At 72.0% G+C, this 23,181-nt stretch carries 23 protein-coding genes and 1 riboswitch; of the genes, 14 read left to right on the top strand and 9 right to left on the bottom strand.

The window, feature by feature from the left end:
- Positions 1-128: 128 nt before the first annotated feature.
- Positions 129-983, bottom strand: a complete 855-nt coding sequence (locus AB0L37_RS35160) for a hypothetical protein (protein WP_365515058.1) — start codon at positions 981-983, stop codon at positions 129-131.
- A 127-nt stretch (positions 984-1,110) separates the two neighbouring features.
- Between AB0L37_RS35160 and AB0L37_RS35155 the strand changes: the two genes are divergently transcribed.
- Together AB0L37_RS35155 and AB0L37_RS35150 are read left to right on the top strand one after the other, a co-directional pair.
- Positions 1,111-1,434: a hypothetical protein gene (locus tag AB0L37_RS35155; RefSeq protein WP_365515037.1), complete on the top strand. Its 324-nt coding sequence runs from the start codon at positions 1,111-1,113 to the stop codon at positions 1,432-1,434.
- Between the two features lie 6 nt (positions 1,435-1,440).
- On the top strand, positions 1,441-2,625 hold the full coding sequence (locus tag AB0L37_RS35150; RefSeq protein WP_365515034.1) for a glutathionylspermidine synthase family protein: 1,185 nt from the start codon (positions 1,441-1,443) through the stop codon (positions 2,623-2,625).
- Between the two features lie 4 nt (positions 2,626-2,629).
- Here AB0L37_RS35150 and rocD read toward each other — a convergent pair whose 3' ends face one another.
- Positions 2,630-3,835, bottom strand: a complete 1,206-nt coding sequence (gene rocD, locus AB0L37_RS35145; protein ID WP_365515031.1) for an ornithine--oxo-acid transaminase — start codon at positions 3,833-3,835, stop codon at positions 2,630-2,632.
- A gap of 103 nt (positions 3,836-3,938) precedes the next feature.
- Positions 3,939-4,025, top strand: a riboswitch (ZMP/ZTP riboswitch).
- Between the two features lie 29 nt (positions 4,026-4,054).
- On the opposite strand from rocD, the gene AB0L37_RS35140 reads away from it, so the two are divergent.
- Positions 4,055-5,503: a glycine hydroxymethyltransferase gene (locus AB0L37_RS35140; protein WP_365515028.1), complete on the top strand. Its 1,449-nt coding sequence runs from the start codon at positions 4,055-4,057 to the stop codon at positions 5,501-5,503.
- Positions 5,504-5,521: 18 nt separating this feature from the next.
- On the opposite strand, the gene AB0L37_RS35135 is transcribed toward AB0L37_RS35140, so the two are convergent.
- Together AB0L37_RS35135 and AB0L37_RS35130 are read right to left on the bottom strand one after the other, a co-directional pair.
- Entirely contained in the window at positions 5,522-6,181 is a 660-nt protein-coding gene (locus AB0L37_RS35135; RefSeq protein ID WP_365515025.1) for a hypothetical protein, read from the bottom strand.
- Between the two features lie 9 nt (positions 6,182-6,190).
- Entirely contained in the window at positions 6,191-6,415 is a 225-nt protein-coding gene (locus tag AB0L37_RS35130; protein WP_365515022.1) for a hypothetical protein, read from the bottom strand.
- 86 nt (positions 6,416-6,501) lie between these two features.
- Here AB0L37_RS35130 and trpS point away from each other — a divergent pair, with 86 nt between their 5' ends.
- Both trpS and AB0L37_RS35120 read left to right on the top strand, forming a co-directional pair.
- Positions 6,502-7,515 carry a tryptophan--tRNA ligase gene (trpS, locus tag AB0L37_RS35125; RefSeq protein ID WP_365515020.1) on the top strand — a complete coding sequence of 338 codons (1,014 nt, stop codon included), beginning with the start codon at positions 6,502-6,504 and terminating at the stop codon, positions 7,513-7,515.
- A 44-nt stretch (positions 7,516-7,559) separates the two neighbouring features.
- The gene (locus AB0L37_RS35120; RefSeq protein ID WP_365515017.1) at positions 7,560-8,168 is read left to right on the top strand and encodes a 2'-5' RNA ligase family protein; all 609 of its coding nucleotides are present in this window, start codon (positions 7,560-7,562) and stop codon (positions 8,166-8,168) included.
- A gap of 105 nt (positions 8,169-8,273) precedes the next feature.
- Here the strand turns inward: AB0L37_RS35120 and AB0L37_RS35115 are convergent, their stop codons facing one another.
- Both AB0L37_RS35115 and AB0L37_RS35110 read right to left on the bottom strand, forming a co-directional pair.
- Positions 8,274-9,029, bottom strand: a complete 756-nt coding sequence (locus AB0L37_RS35115; RefSeq protein WP_365515014.1) for a decaprenylphospho-beta-D-erythro-pentofuranosid-2-ulose 2-reductase — start codon at positions 9,027-9,029, stop codon at positions 8,274-8,276.
- Between the two features lie 29 nt (positions 9,030-9,058).
- Positions 9,059-10,429: an FAD-binding oxidoreductase gene (locus AB0L37_RS35110; RefSeq protein WP_365515012.1), complete on the bottom strand. Its 1,371-nt coding sequence runs from the start codon at positions 10,427-10,429 to the stop codon at positions 9,059-9,061.
- 132 nt (positions 10,430-10,561) lie between these two features.
- Between AB0L37_RS35110 and AB0L37_RS35105 the strand changes: the two genes are divergently transcribed.
- The 4 genes from AB0L37_RS35105 to AB0L37_RS35090 are packed head-to-tail and all read left to right on the top strand — an operon-like array spanning position 10,562 to position 13,411.
- Positions 10,562-11,080 carry a phosphatase PAP2 family protein gene (locus AB0L37_RS35105; protein WP_365515009.1) on the top strand — a complete coding sequence of 173 codons (519 nt, stop codon included), beginning with the start codon at positions 10,562-10,564 and terminating at the stop codon, positions 11,078-11,080.
- A gap of 35 nt (positions 11,081-11,115) precedes the next feature.
- Positions 11,116-12,045, top strand: coding sequence for a decaprenyl-phosphate phosphoribosyltransferase (locus AB0L37_RS35100; protein ID WP_365515056.1), 930 nt, complete (start codon positions 11,116-11,118; stop codon positions 12,043-12,045).
- Positions 12,042-12,509 carry a GtrA family protein gene (locus tag AB0L37_RS35095; protein WP_365515006.1) on the top strand — a complete coding sequence of 156 codons (468 nt, stop codon included), beginning with the start codon at positions 12,042-12,044 and terminating at the stop codon, positions 12,507-12,509. The genes AB0L37_RS35100 and AB0L37_RS35095 overlap by 4 nt, the downstream gene beginning before the upstream one ends.
- Positions 12,497-13,411, top strand: coding sequence for a YihY/virulence factor BrkB family protein (locus AB0L37_RS35090; RefSeq protein WP_365515004.1), 915 nt, complete (start codon positions 12,497-12,499; stop codon positions 13,409-13,411). The genes AB0L37_RS35095 and AB0L37_RS35090 overlap by 13 nt, the downstream gene beginning before the upstream one ends.
- Positions 13,412-13,426: 15 nt before the next feature.
- On the opposite strand, the gene AB0L37_RS35085 is transcribed toward AB0L37_RS35090, so the two are convergent.
- Positions 13,427-14,668: a serine hydrolase gene (locus tag AB0L37_RS35085; protein WP_365515001.1), complete on the bottom strand. Its 1,242-nt coding sequence runs from the start codon at positions 14,666-14,668 to the stop codon at positions 13,427-13,429.
- 109 nt (positions 14,669-14,777) lie between these two features.
- On the opposite strand from AB0L37_RS35085, the gene AB0L37_RS35080 reads away from it, so the two are divergent.
- The 4 genes from AB0L37_RS35080 to AB0L37_RS35065 all read left to right on the top strand — a co-directional run bounded on the left by AB0L37_RS35080 (position 14,778) and on the right by AB0L37_RS35065 (position 18,401).
- On the top strand, positions 14,778-15,020 hold the full coding sequence (locus tag AB0L37_RS35080) for a hypothetical protein (protein ID WP_365514999.1): 243 nt from the start codon (positions 14,778-14,780) through the stop codon (positions 15,018-15,020).
- Between the two features lie 9 nt (positions 15,021-15,029).
- A complete protein-coding gene (locus AB0L37_RS35075) occupies positions 15,030-16,238 on the top strand; it encodes a metallophosphoesterase (protein WP_365514996.1) in 1,209 nt (402 codons plus the stop codon).
- A gap of 134 nt (positions 16,239-16,372) precedes the next feature.
- Entirely contained in the window at positions 16,373-17,926 is a 1,554-nt protein-coding gene (locus AB0L37_RS35070) for an ABC transporter substrate-binding protein (protein ID WP_365514993.1), read from the top strand.
- Between the two features lie 76 nt (positions 17,927-18,002).
- Positions 18,003-18,401, top strand: coding sequence for an ATP-binding protein (locus tag AB0L37_RS35065; protein WP_365514991.1), 399 nt, complete (start codon positions 18,003-18,005; stop codon positions 18,399-18,401).
- Here the strand turns inward: AB0L37_RS35065 and AB0L37_RS35060 are convergent.
- Positions 18,365-19,837 carry a HAMP domain-containing sensor histidine kinase gene (locus tag AB0L37_RS35060; RefSeq protein WP_365514988.1) on the bottom strand — a complete coding sequence of 491 codons (1,473 nt, stop codon included), beginning with the start codon at positions 19,835-19,837 and terminating at the stop codon, positions 18,365-18,367. The genes AB0L37_RS35065 and AB0L37_RS35060 overlap by 37 nt on opposite strands.
- Before the next feature lie 11 nt (positions 19,838-19,848).
- Positions 19,849-20,571 carry a response regulator transcription factor gene (locus tag AB0L37_RS35055; protein WP_365514985.1) on the bottom strand — a complete coding sequence of 241 codons (723 nt, stop codon included), beginning with the start codon at positions 20,569-20,571 and terminating at the stop codon, positions 19,849-19,851.
- A gap of 169 nt (positions 20,572-20,740) precedes the next feature.
- Here AB0L37_RS35055 and AB0L37_RS35050 point away from each other — a divergent pair, with 169 nt between their 5' ends.
- The gene (locus AB0L37_RS35050; protein WP_365515053.1) at positions 20,741-23,152 is read left to right on the top strand and encodes an MMPL family transporter; all 2,412 of its coding nucleotides are present in this window, start codon (positions 20,741-20,743) and stop codon (positions 23,150-23,152) included.
- Positions 23,153-23,181 lie beyond the last annotated feature (29 nt).

Raw genomic sequence — 23,181 nt, 5'->3', positions numbered from 1 at the left:
CGCCCCTGAGATGCGCACCTTCGGTGCGGCATCTCCCCGATAAAGGCTGAGCGGCGAAGCCGCTCGCCTTTAGGGGCGCGGGGAACTGCGCGACCAGCCACGACGCAAGCCGCACCTGCCCCCGGACCTCAACCCGGCAGACGATCTCCCACCCCACCGACGGAGTCACCCGGCGCCTCCCCGAACCGGGCCAGCGCCAGCGCCCCCGCCACCGCCACCGCGAACCCAAGGACCGCCAGCCACTCCAGACCCGGCCGCGTGCGGTCACCCAGGTACGCCACCCCGATCAGCGCCGGCCCCACCGTCTCCCCGACCACCATCCCCGCCGTCGCCACCGTCACCGACCCGCGCTGCAACGCCGACGTCAGCAGCAGGAACGCCGCGCCGCCGCCCAGCAGCAGCGCGTACGCCGCCGGGTTCGTGACCAGCGCGCCGGGCGAGACGTCGTCGATGAGACGGACGCTCACCTCCACCACCCCGAAGCCGAACCCCGAGCCGAGGCCCAGCACGAGGGCCCGCGCCCGGCCCGGCAGCCGGCCCGCGACGACGCCGAGGAGCAGCACCCCGGCCGCCACCCCGAGCATCGCGAACCGCAGCGCGTCCGACCCGGCCCGTTCGCCCTCCGCCCCCGACGCGAGCCCGAGCATGGCGAGCCCCGCGCAGACCGCCCCGACCGCACCCCACTCCGCCCCGCTCAGCCGCACCCGCAGCAGCCGCGCCGCGACCACCGCCGTCACCGCGAGGCTCGCGGCGAGCGCCGCCCCGACCGCGTAGATCGGCAGCGACCGGAGCGCCACGACCTGGAGCACGAACCCGACCCCGTCGAGCCCGAGCCCGGCGACGTACCGCCACTGCCGCAGCGCCCGCAGCAGCAGCGCCGCGTCCACCCCCGACCCGCTCCCCGGCACCGCGGCCCGCGCGGCCATCGCCTGCAATACCGACGCCGTACCGAAACAGACCGCGGAACCCAGCGCACAAATCATCCCTAGAGGCACGAAGCGACTCTAGGAGAGCGCACCCTCACACTCCCTGCCCGCCACCCGGCGGCGTTCTTCTTCTACGCTGGCGTACGCCACCCTGGACATGTACGGGACACACGGGGGAGACCTGATGACGGACACCCGACGACGGCTGCGCTCCGGCACCGTCGTGCTCGGCGGCGTGGGGCTCCTGGCCGCCGCCCTGACCGCCTGCTCCGACGACGACCCCGACAAGCGCTGCGTCGACCGCGACAGCTACACCGCGGCGAAGGGCTACAAGGTCGTCGACGACAAGTACTGCAAGGGCGGCTCGTCGTCCGGCGGTACGCACGGCACCTGGTACTACGGCGGCTCCAAGAGCGGCAGCCGCGTCTCCGACGGCTCGTTCAGCAAGTCCTCCGGAGGCACGACACGCGGCGGCTTCGGCGGCGGCAAGGGCAGCTCCGGCGGCTGATCCACGATGCGACGACACACCATCGACCCGCGCCCCGGCTGGCAACGGACCGTCGAGGAACAGGGGCTGATCTACCCCCTCACCCGCTACCCCGACGACTCCCTGCGCCCGTACTGGGACGAGAGCGCCTACTACGAGTTCTCGCTGCCCGAGGTCGAGGCCCTGGAGGACGTCGTCGAGGAGCTGCACGCGATGTGCCTGGCCGCGGCCGGCCACATGGTCGACCACGACCGCTTCGCCGACCTCGGCATCACCGACCCCCGCGTGGTGCGCGCCGTCACCGAGTCCTGGCACCGCCGCGCCGAACTCCCGTCCCTCTACGGGAGGTTCGACCTCCGCTACGACGGCACGGGCCCGGCGAAACTCCTGGAGTACAACGCCGACACCCCCACCTCCCTCGTCGAGGCGGCCAGCCCCCAGTGGTTCTGGATGGAGGAGCGCTTCCCCGGCGCCGACCAGTGGAACTCCCTCCACGAACGCCTCGTCGACGCCTGGAAGAAGCAGGCCGCCCTCCTCCCGCCCGGCAGCCCCCTCTACTTCGCGCACTCCGCCGTCGACGAACTCGGCGAGGACCTCATGACGGTCGCGTATCTGAAGGAGACCGCCGAACAGGCCGGGCTCGCCACCGACTGGATCTCCATGGAGGAGATCGGCTGGGACAGCCTCTCCGGCCGCTTCGTCGACAACCAACTCCGCTTCATCCGCAGCTGCTTCAAGCTCTACCCGTGGGAGTGGCTCACCACGGACGCCTTCGCCCCGCACGTCCTGGACACCCTCGACAACGGCGGCGGCACCGGCACCACCCTGTGGATCGAGCCCGCCTGGAAGATGCTGCTCAGCAACAAGGCCCTGCTCGCCGTCCTGTGGGAGCTCTACCCCGGCCACCCCAACCTGCTCGCCGCCCACCTCGACGGCCCCCGCGACCTCGCCACCACCACCGGCTACGTCGCCAAGCCCCTCCTCGGACGCGAGGGCGAGGGCGTCACGCTCCACGACGCCGGGACCCTGACCGACGTACGCGAAGAGCCGTGCTGCTACCAGGAGTTGGCCCCGCTGCCCGACTTCGACGGCAACCGCACCGTCCTCGGTGCCTGGGTCGTCGACGGCGAGGCGGCGGGGCTCGGCATCAGGGAGTCCGCGGGGCCGGTCACGGACGAGTACGCCCGCTTCCTGCCCCACGTCATCCTGTGAACCGCTAGGCGCCGAGCACGGCCCGCAGCTGATCGAGCCCCCAGTCCAGATCGTCCTTGCTGATCACCAGCGGCGGCGCGATCCGGATCGTCGACCCGTGGGTGTCCTTGACCAGGACCCCGCGGGCCATCAGCTTCTCGGAGATCTCGCGCCCCGTGCCGTACGAAGGATCGATGTCGACGCCCGCCCACAGGCCGCGCCCGCGCACCTGCGTGACCTTGCCGGTGCCGGTCAACAGGCCCAGTTCCGCGTGCAGGTGCTCCCCCAGCTCCGCCGCCCGCTGCTGGAACTCCCCGCTCTCCAGCATCGCGATCACTTCGAGACCGACCGCGCACGCGAGGGGGTTCCCGCCGAACGTCGACCCGTGCTCGCCCGGCCGGAACACGCCGAGCACGTCCGTGCTCGACACCACCGCGGACACCGGCACGACACCGCCGCCGAGCGCCTTGCCGAGCACGTACATGTCCGGGACGACGCCCTCGTGCTCGCACGCGAAGGTACGGCCCGTGCGGCCGAGCCCCGACTGGATCTCGTCCGCGATGAACAGGACGTTCCGCTCGCGCGTCACCTCCCGCACGCCCGCCAGGTAGCCGGGCGGCGGCACGAGCACCCCGGCCTCGCCCTGGATGGGTTCGAGCAGCACGGCCACCGTCTCGTCCGTGACCGCGGCGCGCAGCGCGTCGAGATCCCCGTACGGGACGATGTCGAAGCCCGGCGTGTAGGGGCCGAAGTCCGCCCGTGCCTCGGGGTCCGTGGAGAAGCTGACGATCGTCGTCGTACGCCCGTGGAAGTTGTCGCTCGCGACCACGATCCGGGCCCGCCCGTCCGGCACGCCCTTGACCCGGTAGCCCCACTTGCGGGCGGTCTTCACCGCGGTCTCCACCGCCTCCGCGCCCGTGTTCATGGGGAGCACCGTCTCCATGCCGCACAGCGCCGCGAGCCGCGTACAGAAGTCGGCGAACCGGTCGTGGTGGAAGGCCCGCGAGGTCAGCGTCACCCGCTCCAGCTGGGCCTTCGCGGCCTCGATCAGGCGCCGGTTGCCGTGCCCGAAGTTGAGCGCCGAGTACCCGGCGAGCATGTCGAGGTAGCGGCGCCCCTCGACATCGGTCATCCACGCGCCCTCGGCGGTCGCGACGACCACGGGAAGCGGGTGGTAGTTGTGCGCGCTGTGCGCGTCGGAGGCATTGATGTAGTCCTGCGTGGCGGTCACGGGATCTCCGTTCGTCCGGGGCGTACGGGCTCGTGGCCCGTTCCTATCGTGGCTCGGATACTGGACGCGGAAACCTCGCCCGACGCCGCGCCCGGTAATGTGACGGCAGGGCCGTGACTGGCGCGCTGGGATGGGATCGACCATCAGGGAGCGGCCCGAGCAGTGTGTGCCGTGCGCCTGGGCCGACCCGTGAACCGACCGCGTCCGGAGGCTGCCCCCATGACCGATCCCCGCACCACCCCCGAATCCACCGCGTACCGCGCCGCCCTCGACGTCGTACGGGCCGTCGAGCCCCGCGTGGCCGACGCCATCGCGCAGGAGCTCACCGACCAGCGCGAGATGCTCAAGCTGATCGCCTCCGAGAACTACGCGTCCCCGGCCACGCTCCTGACCATGGGCAACTGGTTCAGCGACAAGTACGCCGAGGGCACCGTCGGCCGCCGCTTCTACGCCGGCTGCCGCAACGTCGACACCGTCGAGTCCCTCGCCGCCGAGCACGCCCGCGAGCTGTTCGGCGCCCGCCACGCCTACGTGCAGCCGCACTCCGGCATCGACGCCAACCTGGTCGCCTTCTGGGCCGTCCTCGCCGACCGCGTCGAGGCGCCCTTCCTGGAGAGGACGGGCGTCCGCCAGATCAACGACCTGACCGACGCGGACTGGGCCGAGCTGCGCCAGGCCTTCGGCAACCAGCGGATGCTCGGCATGTCGCTCGACGCGGGCGGTCACCTGACCCACGGCTTCCGGCCGAACATCTCCGGCAAGATGTTCGACCAGCGTTCGTACGGCACGGACCCGGTGACCGGGCTCGTCGACTACGAGGCGCTGCGCGCGCAGGCCCGCGAGTTCAAGCCGATGATCATCGTCGCCGGGTACTCCGCCTACCCGCGCCTGGTGAACTTCCGCATCATGCGCGAGATCGCCGACGAGGTCGGCGCGACGCTCATGGTCGACATGGCGCACTTCGCGGGCCTCGTCGCCGGCAAGGTCCTCACCGGCGACTTCGACCCGGTCCCGCACGCGCAGATCGTCACGACCACGACGCACAAGTCGCTGCGCGGCCCGCGCGGCGGCATGGTCCTGTGCGACGACTCGCTCAAGGACCAGGTCGACCGCGGCTGCCCGATGGTGCTCGGCGGCCCGCTGCCGCACGTCATGGCCGCGAAGGCCGTCGCCCTCGCCGAGGCGCGGCAGCCCGCGTTCCAGGACTACGCGCGGCGCATCGTCGACAACGCCAGGGCGCTCGCCGAGGGCCTGACGCGGCGCGGCGCCACCCTCGTCACCGGCGGCACCGACAACCACCTCAACCTCATCGACGTGGCGTCCTCGTACGGGCTGACCGGCCGCCAGGCCGAGACCGCGCTGCTCGACTCCGGCGTCGTCACCAACCGCAACGCCATCCCGGCCGACCCGAACGGCGCCTGGTACACCTCCGGCATCCGCATCGGCACGCCCGCCCTGACCACGCGCGGCCTCGGCACCGCCGAGATGGACGAGATCGCCGCGCTCATCGACCGGGTCCTGACCTCCGCCGAGCCGGGCACCACCAAGTCCGGCGCCCCCTCGAAGGCGAGCCACACCCTGGACCGGAAGGTCGCCGACGAGGTCGCCCAGCGCGCCGCCGACCTGCTGCGGCCCTTCCCGCTGTACGGGCAGATCGACCTCGGCTGAGCGCGAGACGGTACGGGCTCAGCGTTCGAGTTCGTAGAGCTCCTGGCGTGGTTCCCGCGGCTCTCGCGGGAACCGCCGCCGTATGTGCCACAGCGCCGCGGCCCCGGCGACGGCCGCTCCGGCGCCGGCGCCGAGCAGCCCCCACCGGACCTGCTGCTCCGTCGACGACGGCGCCGCGGCCCGCTCCGCGCTGAACATCCCGTGCCGCGTCAGTACGTCGACGTCGGCGCGGGCCGCCCGGTGCCACCGGATGTCGTCGTCATCGACGTCGACCGCCGGGTCCGTACGGATCCAGGGCGTGCCGTCATCCGCGTAGAACACCTGGTCCTGGCGCTCGATGGCGGTGTCGCCACCGGGCGCACGCCGGGTCTGCGGCCAGCCTCCGACCCCGGTGAGTCCCCACACGACGGTGCCGGCCACCGGCGGCAGCCGACCCTCCTCCCAGGCCTCCGGCACCCGCTCGGTGACCGTGGCGAAGTCCGTCGTCAGCCGCTCCAGGCGGGCGAAGTCCCGGTCCCCGTCGTGCAGGGTGACCGTCCGCCCGGTGCCGCCCACGATCACCACGGCGAGGTCCGGCGCGTCCAGGCCGCCGGGCCTGACGGGCCGCGCGGACGCGGCGGTGCCACCCGTCAGCACGAGCAGCACCGCCGCGATCACGGCGCAGATCCTCCACGTCACGGCGTCAAACTAGCGGTGCCCACGGACCACGGCCAGAGGGCCCGGAGCGCGGGCTCGGACCTTCGGCGCCGCGTTCACCACGACCGGGACCCGTCGCGTGCGCACCGCGGTCGTGCCCCCGGCCGCGCAGTTGTCCGGCCGGGTGATCTCGGCCACTCCGGCGAGCCAGGAGGCGTCGACGCCGAGCGGCACGTTCAGTTCGTACGGCGGGAGCCGGAGGCTCCGGCTCCGCACCCGGCAGACGATCTTGAGAGGCCCAGGGCCGGGCGTGTCGTGTACCTGCCCTCGACCAAGGGGAGACACCTGAGACAATGAGGGACATGGCCTCTGATCGTCCTCGCGTGCTCTCCGGAATCCAGCCCACCGCAGGCTCGTTCCACCTCGGCAACTACCTTGGCGCGGTGCGCCAGTGGGTGGCGTTGCAGGAGTCCCACGACGCCTTCTACATGGTGGTGGACCTGCACGCGATCACCGTTCCGCAGGACCCCGAGGCGCTGCGGGCGAACACCCGGCTCGCCGTCGCGCAGCTGCTCGCCGCAGGCCTCGACCCGGAGCGCTGCACGCTGTTCGTCCAGAGCCACGTCCCCGAGCACGCGCAGCTCGCCTGGGTGATGAACTGCCTCACCGGCTTCGGCGAGGCATCCCGCATGACGCAGTTCAAGGACAAGTCCGCCAGGCAGGGCTCGGACAAGGCCAGCGTCGGCCTGTTCACGTACCCGATCCTCCAGGTCGCCGACATCCTCCTCTACCAGGCCAACCAGGTCCCGGTCGGCGAGGACCAGCGCCAGCACATCGAGCTGACCCGCGACCTGGCCACGCGCTTCAACGGCCGCTTCGGCGACACCTTCACGCTCCCGGCGCCGTACATCCTGAAGGAGACGGCGAAGATCTACGACCTTCAGGACCCGTCGATCAAGATGAGCAAGTCGGCGTCGACGCCGAAGGGCCTCATCAACCTGCTCGACGACCCGAAGACCACCGCGAAGAAGGTCAAGAGCGCGGTCACCGACACCGAGACGGTCATCCGCTACGACGCGGTGAACAAGCCGGGCGTCAGCAACCTCCTGACCATCTACTCCACCCTCACCGGCACCGGTATCCCGGAACTGGAGCAGAAGTACGAGGGCAAGATGTACGGTGCGCTCAAGACGGACCTGGCCGAGGTCATGGTCGACTTCGTGACGCCGTTCAAGACCCGCACGCAGGAGTATTTGGACGACCCGGAGACGCTCGACTCGATCCTCGCCAAGGGCGCGGAGAAGGCGCGCGCCGTCGCAGCCGAGACCCTCGCCCAGGCGTACGAGAAGGTCGGCTTCCTGCCCGCCAAGCACTGATCCCGTACGCCCGACCGCCCACCACACGACGACAGGAGTACGACGTGGGGACCGTAACGATCGGTGTCTCGATCGCGGTCCCGGAGCCTCACGGCAGCCTGCTCCAGGAGCGGCGTGCGGGCTTCGGCGACCCCGCGGCGCACGGCATCCCCACGCACATCACCCTGCTCCCGCCCACCGAGGTGGACGGCGCGGAGCTGCCGGCGATCGAGGCGCATCTCGCCGAGGTCGCCGGCGGGGGGCGGCCGTTCGCGATGCGCCTGTCGGGCACGGGCACGTTCCGCCCCCTGTCACCCGTCGTCTTCGTCCAGGTCGTCGAGGGCGCCGAGGTCTGCACCTGGCTCCAGAAGCAGGTGCGCGACGCGTCAGGGCCCGTCGCCCGCGAGCTCCAGTTCCCGTACCACCCGCACGTCACCGTGGCGCACGGCATCGCCGAGGAGGCGATGGACCGTGCCTTCGCGGAACTCGCGGAGTACGAGGCGGCCTGGGCCTGCACCGGCTTCGCCCTCTACGAACAGGGCACGGACGGAGTCTGGCGCCGACTGCGCGACTTCGCGTTCGGCGTCTCCGGACTGCCGGGGCAGGGCCGCCCCGCCAGGGGCGCGGGAAACGGCGCGACCAGCCCCGACGAGAGCCGCACCCGGCACAGCTGAAGCCGAGTCGAGCCCGCTGCCGGTCTGCAGCGCTCGACCCGCGCCGGGGTGCCGCCTTGCCCACCCTGCCGCCCCACGCGGCAGATTGCCCAAGGCGGCGCGGCGCTACACCGGAAGCCTGCGGAACAGCGGGCGGGGGACGTGGCGCAGGCCCGACATGACCAGGCGGAGCGCCCCCGGCACCCACACCGTCTCCGACCTGCGGCGCAACCCCGTCTCGATGGCCAGGGCGACCGCCTCCGGCGTCGTGGCCAGCGGAGCCTCCTCCATCCCGGCCGTCATCTTCGACCGCACGAACCCGGGCCGCACCACCATCACGTGCACCCCCGTGCCGTGCAGTGCGTCCCCGAGCCCCTGCGCGAACGCGTCGAGGCCCGCCTTGCTGGACCCGTAGATGAAGTTGGCGCGGCGCGCCCGCTCGCCCGCGACCGACGAGAGCACCACCAGCGAACCGTGCCCCTGCGCCTGGAGGGACCGCGCGCACACCAGGCCCGCCGAGACCGCCCCGGTGTAGTTGGTCTGCGCGACGCGGACCGCCTCCATCGGCTCGTCCTCGTCGCGCGCCTGGTCGCCGAGGATGCCGAAGGCGAGCAGCACCATGTCGATGTCGCCCTCCGCGAAGACCTTGCCGAGCGCCTCCTCGTGGGACGCCGAGTCGAGCGCGTCGAAGGCGACCGTACGTGCGTCGGCCCCCATGTCGCGCAGCTGCGCGGCCGCGCTGTCGAGCGCCGGTGACGGACGGCCCGCGAGCCACACGGTGCGGGTGCGGCGGGCGACGAGGCGGCGGGCCGTCGCGAGCGCGATCTCGGACGTGCCGCCGAGGATCAGCAGGGACTGAGGGGTGCCGAAGGCGTCTTTCAACAGGAGCTCCAGGGAGGGGAGTTACGGGGTTACAGGCCGAGGCGGCGCGAGAGGTCCGAGCGGAACACCCCGTCCGGGTCGAGCCGCGCGCGCAGCGACCGGAAGTCGGCGAGGCGCGGGTACATCGCGGTGAGCAGCTCGGGGCGGAGCCGGGAGTCCTTGGCGAGGTAGATGCGCCCGTCGGCGGCGGCGACCTCCTCGTCGAGCTCGTCGAGGAACGCGCCGAGCCCGGGCAGGTTCGCCGGGATGTCCAGGGCGAGGGTCCACCCCGGCATCGGGAAGGACAGCCAGCCCGCGTCGCCGTCGCCGAACCGCTTGAGCACGGCGAGGAAGGACGGGCAGCCGCGCTCCGAGATCCGCCGGACGATACGGCGCAGGGCGTCCTCCTGGCCGTACCCGACGACGAACTGGTACTGGACGAAGCCGCTGCGCCCGTAGATGCGGTTCCAGTGCGGGACGCCGTCGAGGGGGTGGAAGAACGTGGACAGCTTCTGGAGCTCGCCGGTGCGGGCCTTCGGTGCCTTGCGGTACCAGAGCTCGTTGAACAGGCCGACGGTCGTCCGGCCGAGCAGCCCCTCGGGCAGGAACGCGGGCGCGGCCGGGAGTTGGCCGGGGCGGAAGGCGAGCGGCGTGCGGCGGGCGCGGGCGGGCAGCGCGTCCAGCGGGGCGTGGTCGCCGCGGGTCAGGACGGAGCGGCCCATCGCGCCGCCGCGGGCCAGCAGGTCGATCCAGGCGACGGAGTAGCGGTAGCGGTGGTCGGTGGCGGTCAGGCGGGCCATCAAGTCGTCGAGGTCGGCGGCCCGTTCGGTGTCGACCGACATCAACGACGTCTCGACGCGCTGGAGTTGGACCGTCGCCGTGAGGATGATCCCGGTCAGGCCCATGCCGCCCGCCGTCGCGTCGAACAGCTCGGTGCCGCGCTCGACGACCCGGATCTCGCCGTCGGCCGTGAGGAGTTCGAGGGCGAGGACGTGCCGGGCGAAGGAGCCGGAGACGTGGTGGTTCTTGCCGTGGATGTCGGCGCCGATCGCGCCGCCGACCGTCACGTAGCGGGTCCCGGGTGTCACGGGCACGAACCAGCCGAGCGGCAGCAGGACTTCCATGAGGCGGTGCAGCGAGACACCCGCGTCGCACAGGACCGTGCCGCCGGCCGCGTCGATGGCGTGGATCCGGTCGAGGCCGGTCATGTCGAGGACCGCGCCGCCCGCGTTCTGCGCCGCGTCGCCGTAGGCCCGGCCGAGCCCGCGGGCGATGCCGCCGCGATGTCCGGGCGCGGCGCACTCGCGTACGGCGGTCACGGCCTCTTCGTAGGAGCGGGGACGCACCAGGCGCGCGGAGGTGGGGGCGGTACGGCCCCAGCCGGTCACGGGCACGGTGGCGGAAGCAGGGTCGGCAGCCATACCCGCGACCGTATCGTCCGCACAAGGGAGCTTTGATCGAAACCTCCCCACCCCTCACCGAAATGGGTGATTGAACGGGTGTCAGCCTAAATTGCCCGTGCTGTGGGCGATTTGGGCACCACAGTGGGCCACATGGACGACATGGACCGCCGATTGCTGTCGGCACTACGCGACTGCGGCACCGACCGGCGCGTTGCGGCCGCCGCGCGCGCCCTGTCCTGGGCAGGCGAACACGGGGCGCTCTGGCTGGCGGCCGGGCTCGTGGGCGCCGCCGCCGACCGCGAGCGGCGCTCCGCCTGGCTGCGCGGCACGGCGCTCACCGCGGGGGCGCACCTGGCGAGCATGGGCGTCAAGCGCGTCGTGCGCAGGCCGCGCCCCGAAGCGGGCATCGGCGTCGAGCCGTTGGTGAAGACGGCGGGGCGGCACTCGTTCCCCAGCTCGCACGCCACCTCCGCCGCCGCCGCGGCCGTCGCCTACGGGGCGCTGCGCCCGGTCGGCGCCCATGTCGTGCCGCCGCTGGCCGCCGCCATGTGCGTGTCCCGCATGGTCGTCGGCGTGCACTACCCGTCCGACGTCGCGGCGGGCGCCGCCCTCGGCGCGCTCACCGCACGGCTCGGCGCCCGCTGGATGACCCAGGGGGCGGCCCGGTGACCGAGCGCACGGAGCGGGCCGAGCAACTCGCCGTACTGGAAAGACCGCGCGAGGCCGAGCGGCTCGCGCACAAGGTGACTCCGCTCGGGCTGCCCGCCGGACTGCTGCGCACGGCCCGCCCCCGCCAATGGGTGAAGAACGTCCTGGTCGTCGCCGCGCCCGCCGCCGCGGGCGAGCTGTTCTCCCGGCACGCCCTGCTCCAAGTCGCCCTCGTCTTCGCCCTGTTCACGGCCGCCGCCTCCGCCGTCTATCTCGTCAACGACGCGCGCGACGCCGACGCCGACCGGGCCCACCCCGTGAAGCGGAACCGCCCGGTCGCCGCCGGACAGGTCCCCGTACCCGTCGCGTACGCCGTCGGGGGAGCCCTCGCGCTCCTCGCCCCGGTCGCCGCGGCCGCCCTGTGCAACCCGGCGACGGCCGCGCTCCTGACGGCGTACGTCGTCATGCAACTCGCCTACTGCGTCAGCCTCAAGCACGTCCTGGTCGTCGACCTCGTCGTCGTGACCACCGGGTTCCTGATGCGCGCGATGATCGGCGGACTCGCCCTCGGCATCCCGCTGTCCCGCTGGTTCCTCATCACCACCGGGTTCGGCGCCCTGTTCATGGTCTCCGCCAAGCGGTACTCCGAAGCCGTGCAGATGGCCGGCAAGGAAGGCGCCACGCGCGCCCTGCTCACCGAGTACACCACCGGATACCTCCGCTTCGTCTGGCAGTTGGCGGCCGGTGTCGCCGTCCTCGCGTACTGCCTGTGGGCCATGGAGGAGGGCGGCGTCGCGCGCAGCAGCCTGCTGCCGTGGCGGCAGCTGTCGGTGGTGGCGTTCGTCCTCGCCGTCCTGCGCTACGCCGTCTTCGCCGACCGGGGCACCGCCGGTGAACCCGAGGACGTCGTGCTGCGCGACCGGGCCCTCGCCGTGATCGGACTCGTCTGGATCGCCATGTACGGACTCGCGGTCGCGGACTGGTGAGGCTCCGAGCAGGGCAGAAGGCAAGGGAGCTGGGTCCCGAGCTGCTCGGGTTCGCCGCCGCCGGAATCTGTGCCTACGCCGCCGATCTGGGGCTCTTCGTCTGGCTGCGCGGGCCCGTCGGCCTCGACCCGATCACCGCCAAGTCGCTCTCGTTCGTCGCCGGTTGCTCGGTCGCGTACGCGGGCAACGCGCTCGGCACGTACCGCACGAAGACCGCCCAGGTGTCACGGCTGCGCCAGTACGGAGTGTTTTTCGCGGTGAACGTGGCAGGAGCGCTCGTGCAGTTGCTGTGCATCGCCGTCTCGCACTACGGGCTCGGGCTCACCTCGCAGCGGGCCGACACGGTCTCCGGTGCGGGCGTCGGCATGGCGCTGGCCACGGTCCTGCGGTTCTGGGGTACCCGGACCCTGGTCTTTCGCGCAGGACCCCGTACGGAACGCAGGGTTGAGTCATGGACTGGCTGAAGAATCTCCCCGTCATCGGGCCGCTCGTCGTCCGCCTGATGCGGACCCACGCCTGGCAGGCGTACGAGCGCCTGGACGAGGTGAAGTGGTCGAGGCTCGCCGCCGCCATGACCTTCATCAGCTTCCTCGCCCTGTTCCCGCTGCTCACCGTGGCCGCCGCGATCGCCGCCGGCACGCTCAGCACGGCCCAGCAGAAGAGCCTGGAGGACAAGCTCAGCGACCAGGTGCCGGGCATCTCCGACCAGCTGGACATCGGCGCGCTCGTCGACAACGCCGGCACGATCGGCCTCGTCGCCGGCGCGCTGCTGCTGTTCACCGGCATCGGCTGGGTCGGCTCCATGCGGGACTGCCTGCGCGACGTGTGGGAGATGCCCGACAGCGAGGAGAACCCGTTCCTGCGCAAGCTCAAGGACGCCGGGGTCCTCGTCGGGCTCGGCGCCGCCGGGCTCGCCTCCGTGGCCGCCTCCACCTCCGCGTCCACGGCCGTCGGCTGGACCGCCGACCAGCTCGGCATCGACAAGGACGGCTGGGGCGGCGTACTCCTCCAGATCGCGGCGTTCGCCATCGCCGTGCTCGCCGACTTCCTGGTCCTGACGTACGTCCTCACCCTGCTGCCCGGCGTGCACCCGCCGCGACGCGATCTGGTCGTCGCGGCACTGATGGGCGCGGCCGGATTCGAACTCCTGAAGCTGCTGCTCGGCGGCTACATGAAGGGCGTCGCGGGCAAGAGCATGTACGGCGCCTTCGGCACCCCCGTCGCCCTGCTCCTGTGGATCAACTTCACCGCGAAGCTCGTGCTCTTCTGTGCGGCCTGGACGGCCACGCACAGGAAGAAGCCGCAGGCCGAGGCCGCGGAGACCGGGGACGCGGAGACCGGGGACGCGGCGCCGGCCACCGGCTGACGGCGCCGCACCGCCTCAGTCGTTCGTGCGCAGCGGCCACTTCTTGCGGACCGCGAACACCGCGCCCGCGAGGACCACCAGCACACCGCCGGTGATCGCGAGCGCGATCCCGATGCCGCTGGAACCACCCGACGTCGACACCGCGGCGTGCGCCGCCTGCTTCGCGCCGGGACCCGCGTCGCCCTTCGGGTCCGTCGTGCTCGACGCCCCGGCCGCCGGCGCGTCGGACTCCGCGGGCCCGACGAGCCGGCCCACCGGAGTGACCTTGCCGGCCGCCTGGAAGCCCCAGTCGAGCAGCCGCGCGGTCTCCTTGTAGACGGCGTGCGCCTCCTTGCTGTTCTGCGGGGTCATCACCGTCACGAGCAGGATCTTGCCGCCGCGCTGGGCGACACCCGTGAACGTGGCGCCCGCGTTCGTCGTGTTGCCGTTCTTCACGCCCGCGATCCCCTTGTACGGGGACAGGTCGCCCTCGCCGGTGAACAGCCGGTTGGTGTTCTGGATCTCGAAGGTCTTGGTCGTCTTCCCCTTCTTCTGCTTCAGGGGCAGCTTCGCCGTGACCGTGGCGCAGTACTCGCGGAAGTCGTCGCGCTGCAAGCCGTAGCGGGCGAAGAGGGAGAGGTCGTACGCGGACGAGTACTGGCCCTTCTCGTCGTAGCCGTCGGGCGTGACCACGTGCGTGTCCTTGGCGCCCAGCTCGGCGGCGCGGGCCTGCATCTCCTTGACGGTCTGCGGGACACCGCCGTTCAGCGCGGACAGCACGTGCACCGCGTCGTTCCCGGAGCGCAGGAACACACCGAGCCACAGGTCGCGGACGGTGTACGTGTAGCCCTCCTTGATGCCCGCGACGCTGGAGCCCGCGCCGACGCCCTGGAGGTCCGACAGCTCCACCTTGTGCCTCTGCGTCCTCGGGAACTTCGGCAGGACCGTGTCCGCGAACAGCATCTTCAGGGTGCTCGCCGGGGGCAGCCGCCAGTGCGCGTTGTGCGCGGCGAGCACCTCACCCGACTCGGCGTCGGACACGATCCACGACTTCGCCGTCAGCTCCTTGGGCAGCACCGGCGCACCCGAGCCCAGATTCACCTGAGTCCCCGGCTTGCCGAGCAACTCCCCGCCGACCGTGGACATCCGCGCCGGAGGCTTGTCGGCCGCCGACGCGGGAGCCGTCGCCGTGAGGGCGAGACCGGACGCGGCGAGCACGGCCGCGGTGGCGGTGACCGCGGACTTCTTCAAAAAATACGACGCATGGGTGGCAGGCACGGACGTGAACGTACATGTACCCGGCCCGTATGTCTCCGTCGAGGTGTTCTGTGTCTCCTTGCCCCCACCCCGGCGGCGGTGCGCGCGGCCCGCTGGCGATACTGAACGTATGAAGCTCAGCCGCCCCGTCTCCTGGTTCCTGCTCGCCTTCGGGGTGTGGAGCTGGTTCATCTGGATCACTTTCGTCAAGAACCTGTGGAAGGACGGCAGCGGCCTCGCCTTCGACGACGCCGGGGATCCGACCGCGTACTTCTGGGTGCACCTGACGCTGGCCGTCGTCTCCTTTGTCTTGGGGACGATCGTCGGGGGCATCGGGTTGCGCGGAGTGCGCGCACTGCGTCGTACGGCATAGGGGAGCGCAGTGATCGTCGTCTACGTACTGATCGCTGTCGCCGCGCTCGCCGCCTTCGCCGGGCTGCACCATTACGCCTGGCGGCGCCTTGTGCGCGACACGACGGCGGGGCCCGGGTGGCCCAGACGTCTCGGGGCCGTGGTGTTCGTGGCCGGGCCCGTGCTGATGTTCGCGGCGGTGGCGGCCGAGCGGGCCGAGGCACCGTTCCCGCTTCAGCAGGTCCTCGCATGGCCCGGGTTCCTGTGGATGGCGTTCTCCATCTATCTGGTGATCGCGCTGCTCGTCGGTGAGGTCGTACGGCCCTTGCTGCGGCGCGTGATGGAGCGCACGGCGGAAGCCGTGCCCGTCGCGGAGCCCGCCGAGGCTCCGGAGGCCTCCGCCCCCGCTCCCGCCCCCACGCGCCGCCTCGTCCTCGCCCGTACCGTCGGCGCCGCCGCGACCGTCGCCGCCGTCGGGGTCGTGGGCAACGGCGCGTACGGCGTGCTGCGCGGGCCCAAGGTCAAGCGTGTGACCGTGCCGCTGGCGAAACTGCCGCGCTCCGCCCACGGGTTCAGGATCGCCGTGGTCAGCGACATCCACCTCGGGCCCGTGCTCGGCCGCGGGTTCGCCGAGCGCGTCGTCGACACGATCAACGCGACGCAGCCCGACCTGATCGCGGTCGTCGGCGACCTCGTGGACGGGACCGTGGAGGACCTCGCGCCGGCCGTCGCGCCGCTCGCCCGGCTGAGGGCCCGGCACGGCACGTTCTTCGTCACCGGCAACCACGAGTACTTCTCCGGCGCCGACCCCTGGGTGGAGCACGTGCGCGAACTGGGGCTGCGGCCGCTGGAGAACGCGCGTGTCGAGCTGGGCGCCTTCGACCTCGCCGGTGTCAACGACATCACCGGCGAGAACTACGACGAGGGCCCCGACTACGGCAAGGCGCTCGGCGACCGCGACCGTTCCCGCGCCGCCGTCCTCCTCGCCCACCAGCCGGTGATGATCCACGAGGCGGTGAAGCACGGCGTCGACCTCCAGCTGTCCGGGCACACCCACGGCGGCCAGCTGTGGCCCGGCAACTTCATCGCGGACGCGGCCAACCCGACCCTCGCCGGCCTGGAGCGCTACGGCGACACCCAGCTCTACGTCAGCCGGGGCGCGGGCGCCTGGGGCCCGCCGGTGCGGGTCGGCGGGCCCTCCGACATCACGGTCGTCGAACTCGCCTCGAAACAGGCCTGAATCCTGGTTGCGGGGCGCCGCGCGAGGACGTCCGTCTCACAGATCGAATACCTCACCGACCCCTCTTCCCACAGCTCAAACACCTGTGGTTCAGTGACCTCGGCCACTGGGGAGTGGCCTGGGGAGGGTGTGTCATGCGCAGGGTTCGCATGCGGATCATCGCGACGCTGATGGTGCTCGTCGCGGCAGGGGTGGGCGCCTGGCAGCTGCTGCCGGACCAGGGCGACAAGGGGCGGACGATCACCGTCGGGACGACCGACGCCGTCACCTCGCTCGACCCGGCGGGCGCGTACGACGCGGGGTCGTGGGCGCTGTTCAGCAACGTGTTCCAGACACTTCTGACCTTCGAGGCGGGCGGCACCGCACCGGTGCCCGACGCGGCCGAGCACTGCGAGTTCGCCGGTGGCGGCCTGCGCACGTACCGCTGCACGCTCCGCGACGACGTGCGCTTCCCGAGCGGCCGCCTGATGACCGCGCGCGACGTGAAGTTCTCCTTCGACCGGGTCAGGAAGATCAACGCGAAGGTCGGCCCCGCGTCGCTCTTCGACACGCTCGGCTCCGTGGAGGCGAGCGGGCGCACGGTCACCTTCCGTCTGTCCTCGCCCGACGCCACCTTCCCGTTCAAGGTCGCCACGGGCGCCGGATCGCTCGTCGACCGGAACGTGTACCCGGCGAACGCGCTGCGCAGCGGCGACACCGTCGACGGCACGGGCCCGTACACGCTCAAGTCGTACACGCCGGGCAGCAAGGCCGTGCTCGCCCCCAACTCCCGCTACCAGGGCCCCGCCAAGGTCCCCGCGCACTCCACCGTGCTGCGCTACTACAAGACCTCGGCGGCGCTCCAGTCCGCCTGGGAGAAGAAGGCCGTCGACGTCGCGGCGCGCCAGCTGCCGCCGGAGCTGCTCTCGAAGCTGTCGACGAGCGACCCGCAGCAGCGGCTCATCGAGGTGGACAGCGCCGAGACCCGCAACCTCGTCCTGAACGTGCGCAAGGGCAGGCCGCTGCACGACCGCCGGGTGCGCCAGGCGCTCGCCGCGGTCATCGACCGGGACGAGCTGGTCGAGTCGGTGTACCAGGGCACCGTCGACTCGCTCTTCTCCCTGGTGCCGCGCGGCATCACCGGCCACACCACGTCGTTCTTCGACACGTACCCCAAGCGCGATGTGGCGCGGGCGCGCGAGCTGCTGCGCGAGGCGGGGGTGTCGACACCGCTCCGCTTCGAGTACGCGTACTCGCGCGGCGCCGCCTCCAAGGCCGAAGCCGCGGAGATCAAGCGGCAGTTGGAGTCCACGAAGCTGTTCTCGGTGACGACGAAGTACTACGACTGGGCGGAGTTCCAGACCCGCTACACCGGGGGCAAGCTCGACGCGTTCGCGGTCGGCTGGCTGCCGGACTTCCCCGATCCGGACACGTTCACGGCGCAGCTCGTGCGCACCGGCTCCGGCATGCACAACGGGTACAGCAGCAAGCGGGTCGACGACCTGATCGTGTCGAGCCAGCAGTACGAGGACCGCAGCCGCACCCTCAAGGACCTGCGCCTGCTCCAGGAAGAGGTCGCGCGGGACGTGCCGCTGATCCCGCTGTGGCAGCGCAAGGAGTACGTGCTCAGCACGGAGGACATCACCGGCGGCCAGTACCTCTCCGACGGGACCGGCGTGTTCCGGCTGTGGAGCCTCGACTGGATCTGACCTCTCCGGCCCTGCGCGGTGTGGCGAATCCGTGTTCGTCGTGTGCATCATGTGGGCGAAGGGGAGGTGGCTGCGTGTGTTGCGGCGCAGTGCGTTCAGCCTGCCGCGCCACCCGGCCTCGGTGGGGGTGGCGCGGATGCGGGTGCGCGACCATCTGGCCGTGTGGGGACACACGGGACCGGCCGACGGTCTCGACGCGACCGTCCTGCTCGTCTCGGAGCTGGTGACGAACGCGATCCGCCACGGGCCCGCGCGGGAGCGGGAGTTCGAGGTCGCGGTGACGGTCCTCGCGGACGGCTCCTGCTTCATCGAGGTCTCCGACGAGTCCGGCGCGCACCCCGAGCCGCGCCGGCCGCAGTCCCCGTACGACGAGCACGGGCGCGGCCTGTACATCGTCGAGGCGCTCGCCGAGGCGTGGGGCGTGTGGCACCGGGGCCGCTACGGCAAGACGGTCTGGGCGCTGGTCCGCTCCTGACCGCTGCCCGTCCCGGTGCCGGCGGGCAGCGACACCGTCACCGTGAGACCCGTCCCCGCGGCCTCCCGCGACCGTACCGCCACCGTGCCCCCGTGGGCCGCGACGACGCCCTGCACGATCGCCATCCCGAGCCCGCTGCCCGCGGCCCCGCCGGCCCGGAAGAACCGGTCGAAGACCCGTGCCGCGTCCTGCTCCGCGAGCCCGGGCCCCTCGTCGGCGACGGCGAGCCGCACCACCCCGTCCTCCCGCGTCACGCACAGCGCGACCGCCGCGTCCACGGGCGTGTGCACGCGTACGTTGCCGAGCAGATTGCCGAGGACCTGGCGCAGCCCCGACTCGTCGGCCCGTACGAGGACCGCGCCCTCGGCGGTCACCGTCACCGGGCGCTCCGGCTGCTGCACCCGCAGATCGTCCGCCGCGTCCCGTACGAGACGGCTCAGGTCGACGTTCCTGAAGCGCAGTTCGGGCTGCTGGTCGAGGCGGGCCAGGGTGAGGAGCTCGTCGACGAGGCGCTGCATCCGGTCGGCCTCGGCGTTGACCCGGCGCCAGGCGCGGGCCCGTTCCTGCGGGTCGCGGAGCATGCCCTTGTCGTAGAGCTGGAGGTAGCCGCGGATCGCGGACAGGGGCGTGCGCAGTTCGTGGGAGGCGTCGGCGACGAACCGGCGCAGCTGGGAGGCGCTGCGCTCGCGCGTCTCGAAGGCCGACTCGACCTGGTGGAGCATGGAGTTGAGGGCGAGGCGCAGCTGCTCGGTCTCCTGGACGGGGTCGCGGCGCTGCGGCACCCGCCGGGTCAGATCCCCCTCGGCGATGGCGGACGCCGTCTCCACCATGTCCTCCAGGGGGCGCAGCCGGCGGTGCGCGCCGATCATCGTGAGGACGCAGAGGAGGACCAACAGGAAGACGCCGAAGGCCAGATCGAGCCGCAGCACCTTCTTGATCCCGGAGTGCAGATCGGCGGTGGAGGTCGCCATCAGGACGGTCGCGCCGTCGGTGAGGGACGCGGCGGTCATCCGGTACGGGTCGCCGTCCAGGGTCACGTCCCGCACCGAGCCGTCGCGGGCGGCGGCGGCCGGGTCGTCGACGGCGGCGGCGAAGGTGCGCTGCCGGGGTGTCGGCCGGAAGTCGCCGATGGCGACGGGGTCGCCGTGGGCGTCGACGGCGACGAACAGTGAGTTGGTGTGCACGAGGGAGCCCGACGGGCCGACCTCGCCGTCCGCCATGTTGTCGAGGGCGATCCCCAGCTGGGCCAGGGCGTCCATCTGGCGCAGGGTGATCCCGGTGTGCTGGACGGACGCGCGCGACGACCGCAGCTCCTCGTCGATGGTGTCGAGGAGGTAGTGCTTCATCGCCATCAGGCTGACCGCGGTGGCCGCGACGATGCCGAGAGCGAGCAGCGCCACGCTGGCGAGCGTCAGCTTGGCGCGCAGCGAGTGCATGCCCCTGCGGGTCACAGGGCCGCCAGCCCGTAACCGACACCGCGCCGGGTCGTGATCAACGGCGGCCCCAGGGTGTCGAGTTTGCGGCGCAGATAGCTGACGTAGGTCTCGACGACGGTGGACTCGGCCGTCGCCGCGTGCTCGAACTGCCAGACGTGGCGCAGCAGTTGCTCCTTGGGCACGATCCGGCCGCCGTTGCGCACGAGGAAGCGAAGAAGTGCGTACTCGGTCGGCGTCAACTGCACGCTGCGGCCGGCCCGGTGGGCGGTGTACGTCGCCTCGTCCAGCTCCAGTTCCCCGTACGTCAGCGGGGGCCGCTGCGGCAGGACGTCGGCCGGGCGGGTGCGGCGCAGCACGGCGCGCAGCCGGGCGACGACCTCGTCGATGTTGAAGGGCTTGGTGATGTAGTCGTCGCCGAAGCCGAGCGCGCCGACGACCTCGGCGGGGGCGTCCCGCGCGGTGAGGAAGACGAGTGCCAACTCGGGCTGCCGTACGCGCAGTTCCTGACCGAGCGCCCGCCCGTCCCCGTCCGGCAGCATGATGTCGAGGAGCGCCGCGTCGGGCCGGGTGCGTTCGGCGAGGGTGAGGGCCTGGCGCACGGTGCCCGCGGTCATCACGTCGAAGCGGTGGTAGCGCAGGGCGATGGCGAGGACGTCGGCGATGCTCGGCTCGTCCTCGACGACGAGCACCGTCGCGGGGGTGTCCTGGCCCTGGTCCGTCCCGTTGACCGTCATGGGCTCAGTATCGGCGAACCCCGAATGCCCGTGCCGCGTACGGACCTTGGAGTTCCTTGAGAGTCATGGCGCGGCGCGGGAATCGGCGGGCCCGGCGGTCGATGCTGTGGCGCAGGCCCGGGGGACGGCCGACGAACGACGCATCGACAGGAGTGAGCACGTGACGGCATTGGCACGGTGGTGCTATCGGCACCGGCTCGTGGTCCTTGTGCTGTGGCTGGGGGCACTGTTCGGCCTCGGGGCCGCGGGAAGCGCGGCGGGGACCAACTACTCGAACGTCTTCTCCCTGCCCGACACCGACTCCACGACGGCCTACGACGAGATGACGAAGGCGTTCCCGGAACGCTCCGGCGACACGGACACCGTCGTCTGGAAGGTCGCGGACGGAACGGTACGGGACCGGGACGTACGCGCCCGGATCGAGCCCGCGCTCAAGGACATCGCCGCGATGAAGGGCGTCGGCGAGGTCGCGAGCCCGTACGCGGGCGAGCGGGGCGCGGCACAGATCAGCAAGGACGGCACCATCGCCTACGCCCAGGTGACCTTCGCCGAGCAGGCGAACTCGGTGCCCAAGGACCTCGTCCAGGACGTCGTCGACCGCGCGCAGAAGGCCGAACGAGGCGGACTCCAGGTCGAGTTGGGCGGCCAGGCCATCACCCGCGTCCAGGAGCCGCCGCAGGGCCTGTCCGAACTCGTCGGCATCGCGGCCGCCGCCGTCGTCCTCTTCCTGGCGTTCGGCTCGCTGTTCGCGATGGCGCTGCCGATCGTCATCGCCGTGATGGGCGTCGGCACCGGCGCCATGGCCACGACCCTGCTCAGCCACGTCACCGACGTACCCGAAGTCGCCCCACTGCTCGGCTCGTTGATCGGACTCGGCGTCGGCATCGACTACGCCCTGTTCATCGTGACCCGGCACCGCCGCGGGATCCAGCGCGGCATGGAACCCGAGGAGTCGGCGGTCCAGGCCCTCAACACCTCGGGGCGCGCCGTCCTGTTCGCGGGCGGCACCGTGTGCATCGCCCTCGCCGGGATGCTCGTGATGGACATGCGGTTCCTGGACGGCGTCGTCATCGCCACGTCCCTGACCGTCGTCCTCTCCGTCCTCGCCGCGGTCACCCTGCTGCCCGCCCTCCTCGGCCTGCTCGGCCCGCGCGTCCTCAGCCGCCGCCAGCGCCGCCGCCTCGCCGCGGACGGGCCGGAGTCGGCCGAGGCGAGCGGTCTCGCGGCGCGCTGGTCGACGTACGTCCAAAAGCGCCCGCGGGCGATCGGCGCGGCGGCCCTCGTCGTCATGCTGGCCCTCGCGATCCCGGTGCTCTCGCTGCGCCTGGGCGCCACCGACCAGGGCAACCACAAGGAGTCGACGACCACCCGCCAGGCCTACGACCTCCTCGCGGAGGGGTTCGGGCCCGGCTTCAACGGCCCGCTCCAGGTCGTCGTCCCCGGCGGCGCCGACGCCACCGACCTCGTCGCGAGGATCCGTACGACCGAGGGCGTCGCCCAGGTCGCGGCCGTGCCGCCCGCGAACGGCGTCTCCGTCATCCAGGTGGTCCCGACGACCTCACCGCAGTCGGTGAAGACCGACGAACTCATCGACCGGCTGCGCGACGACGTCATCCCGGACTCCGGCGTCGAGGCGCATGTCGGCGGTGTGACGGCCATCTTCAAGGACTTCGCGGCGGTGACCGGCGACCGGCTGCCCTACTTCGTCGGCACGATCATCGCGCTCGGCTTCCTGCTGCTCCTCGTCGCGTTCCGCTCGCTCGTCGTGCCGCTGACGGCGGCCCTGATGAACCTGATCGCGGCCGCGGCCTCCTTCGGCGTCCTCGTCGCGATCTTCCAGTGGGGCTGGGGCGCGGAGGCCCTCGGCATCGGCAAGGAGGGGCCGATCACGGCCTTCCTCCCGGTCATCATGCTCAGCCTCCTCTTCGGCCTCTCCATGGACTACCAGGTGTTCCTGGTCAGCCGGATGCACGAGGAGTGGGTGCACACCAAGGACAACGCCCGCGCCGTCCGCGTCGGCCTCGCCGAGACCAGCCGCGTCATCAACTGCGCGGCGCTGATCATGGTCTGCGTCTTCTCCGCGTTCGTCCTCAGCGGCGACATGGAAGGCGCGATGGCCGGCATCGGGCTCGCGGCGGCGGTCGCCCTCGACGCGTTCATCCTCCGTACGGCGCTGGTGCCGGCGGCGATGCATCTGCTCGGCCGCTCCAACTGGTGGCTGCCCGCGGGCCTGGAGCGCCGCCTGCCGCACCTGGCGGTGGAGCCCCGCGAAGCGCCTCCGGCGCCGGAGGCCGCCGTGTCGGGGGCCGGGGCCACGGTGGTCCACGGGTTCCTGCGGGGGCCCGACGGTGCGCCGCTCGGCGACGCCGTCGTCACCCTGATCTCCCGCGCCGGCCGCCAGCTCGACCGCGTCGAGTCCCTGGCCGACGGCTCGTACATCGTGGCGGTGCCGGAGCCCGGGGCGTACGTCCTGGCCGTCACGGCCCGTCGGTCGGCGCCGGTGGCACGGCATGTGACGGTGGGGGAGACGCCGCTGGTCTTTGACGTGGAGCTGTCGGACGACGTGGACGTTTCGCCGTAGGTTCGCCGGTACGTGAGCGACTGCCGGCC

This window comes from Streptomyces sp. NPDC052225 (assembly GCF_040679615.1).
GTDB lineage: Bacteria > Actinomycetota > Actinomycetes > Streptomycetales > Streptomycetaceae > Streptomyces.
Note: the sequence above shows the minus strand (reverse complement) of the source record. Positions and strands in the feature narration are given on the sequence as shown.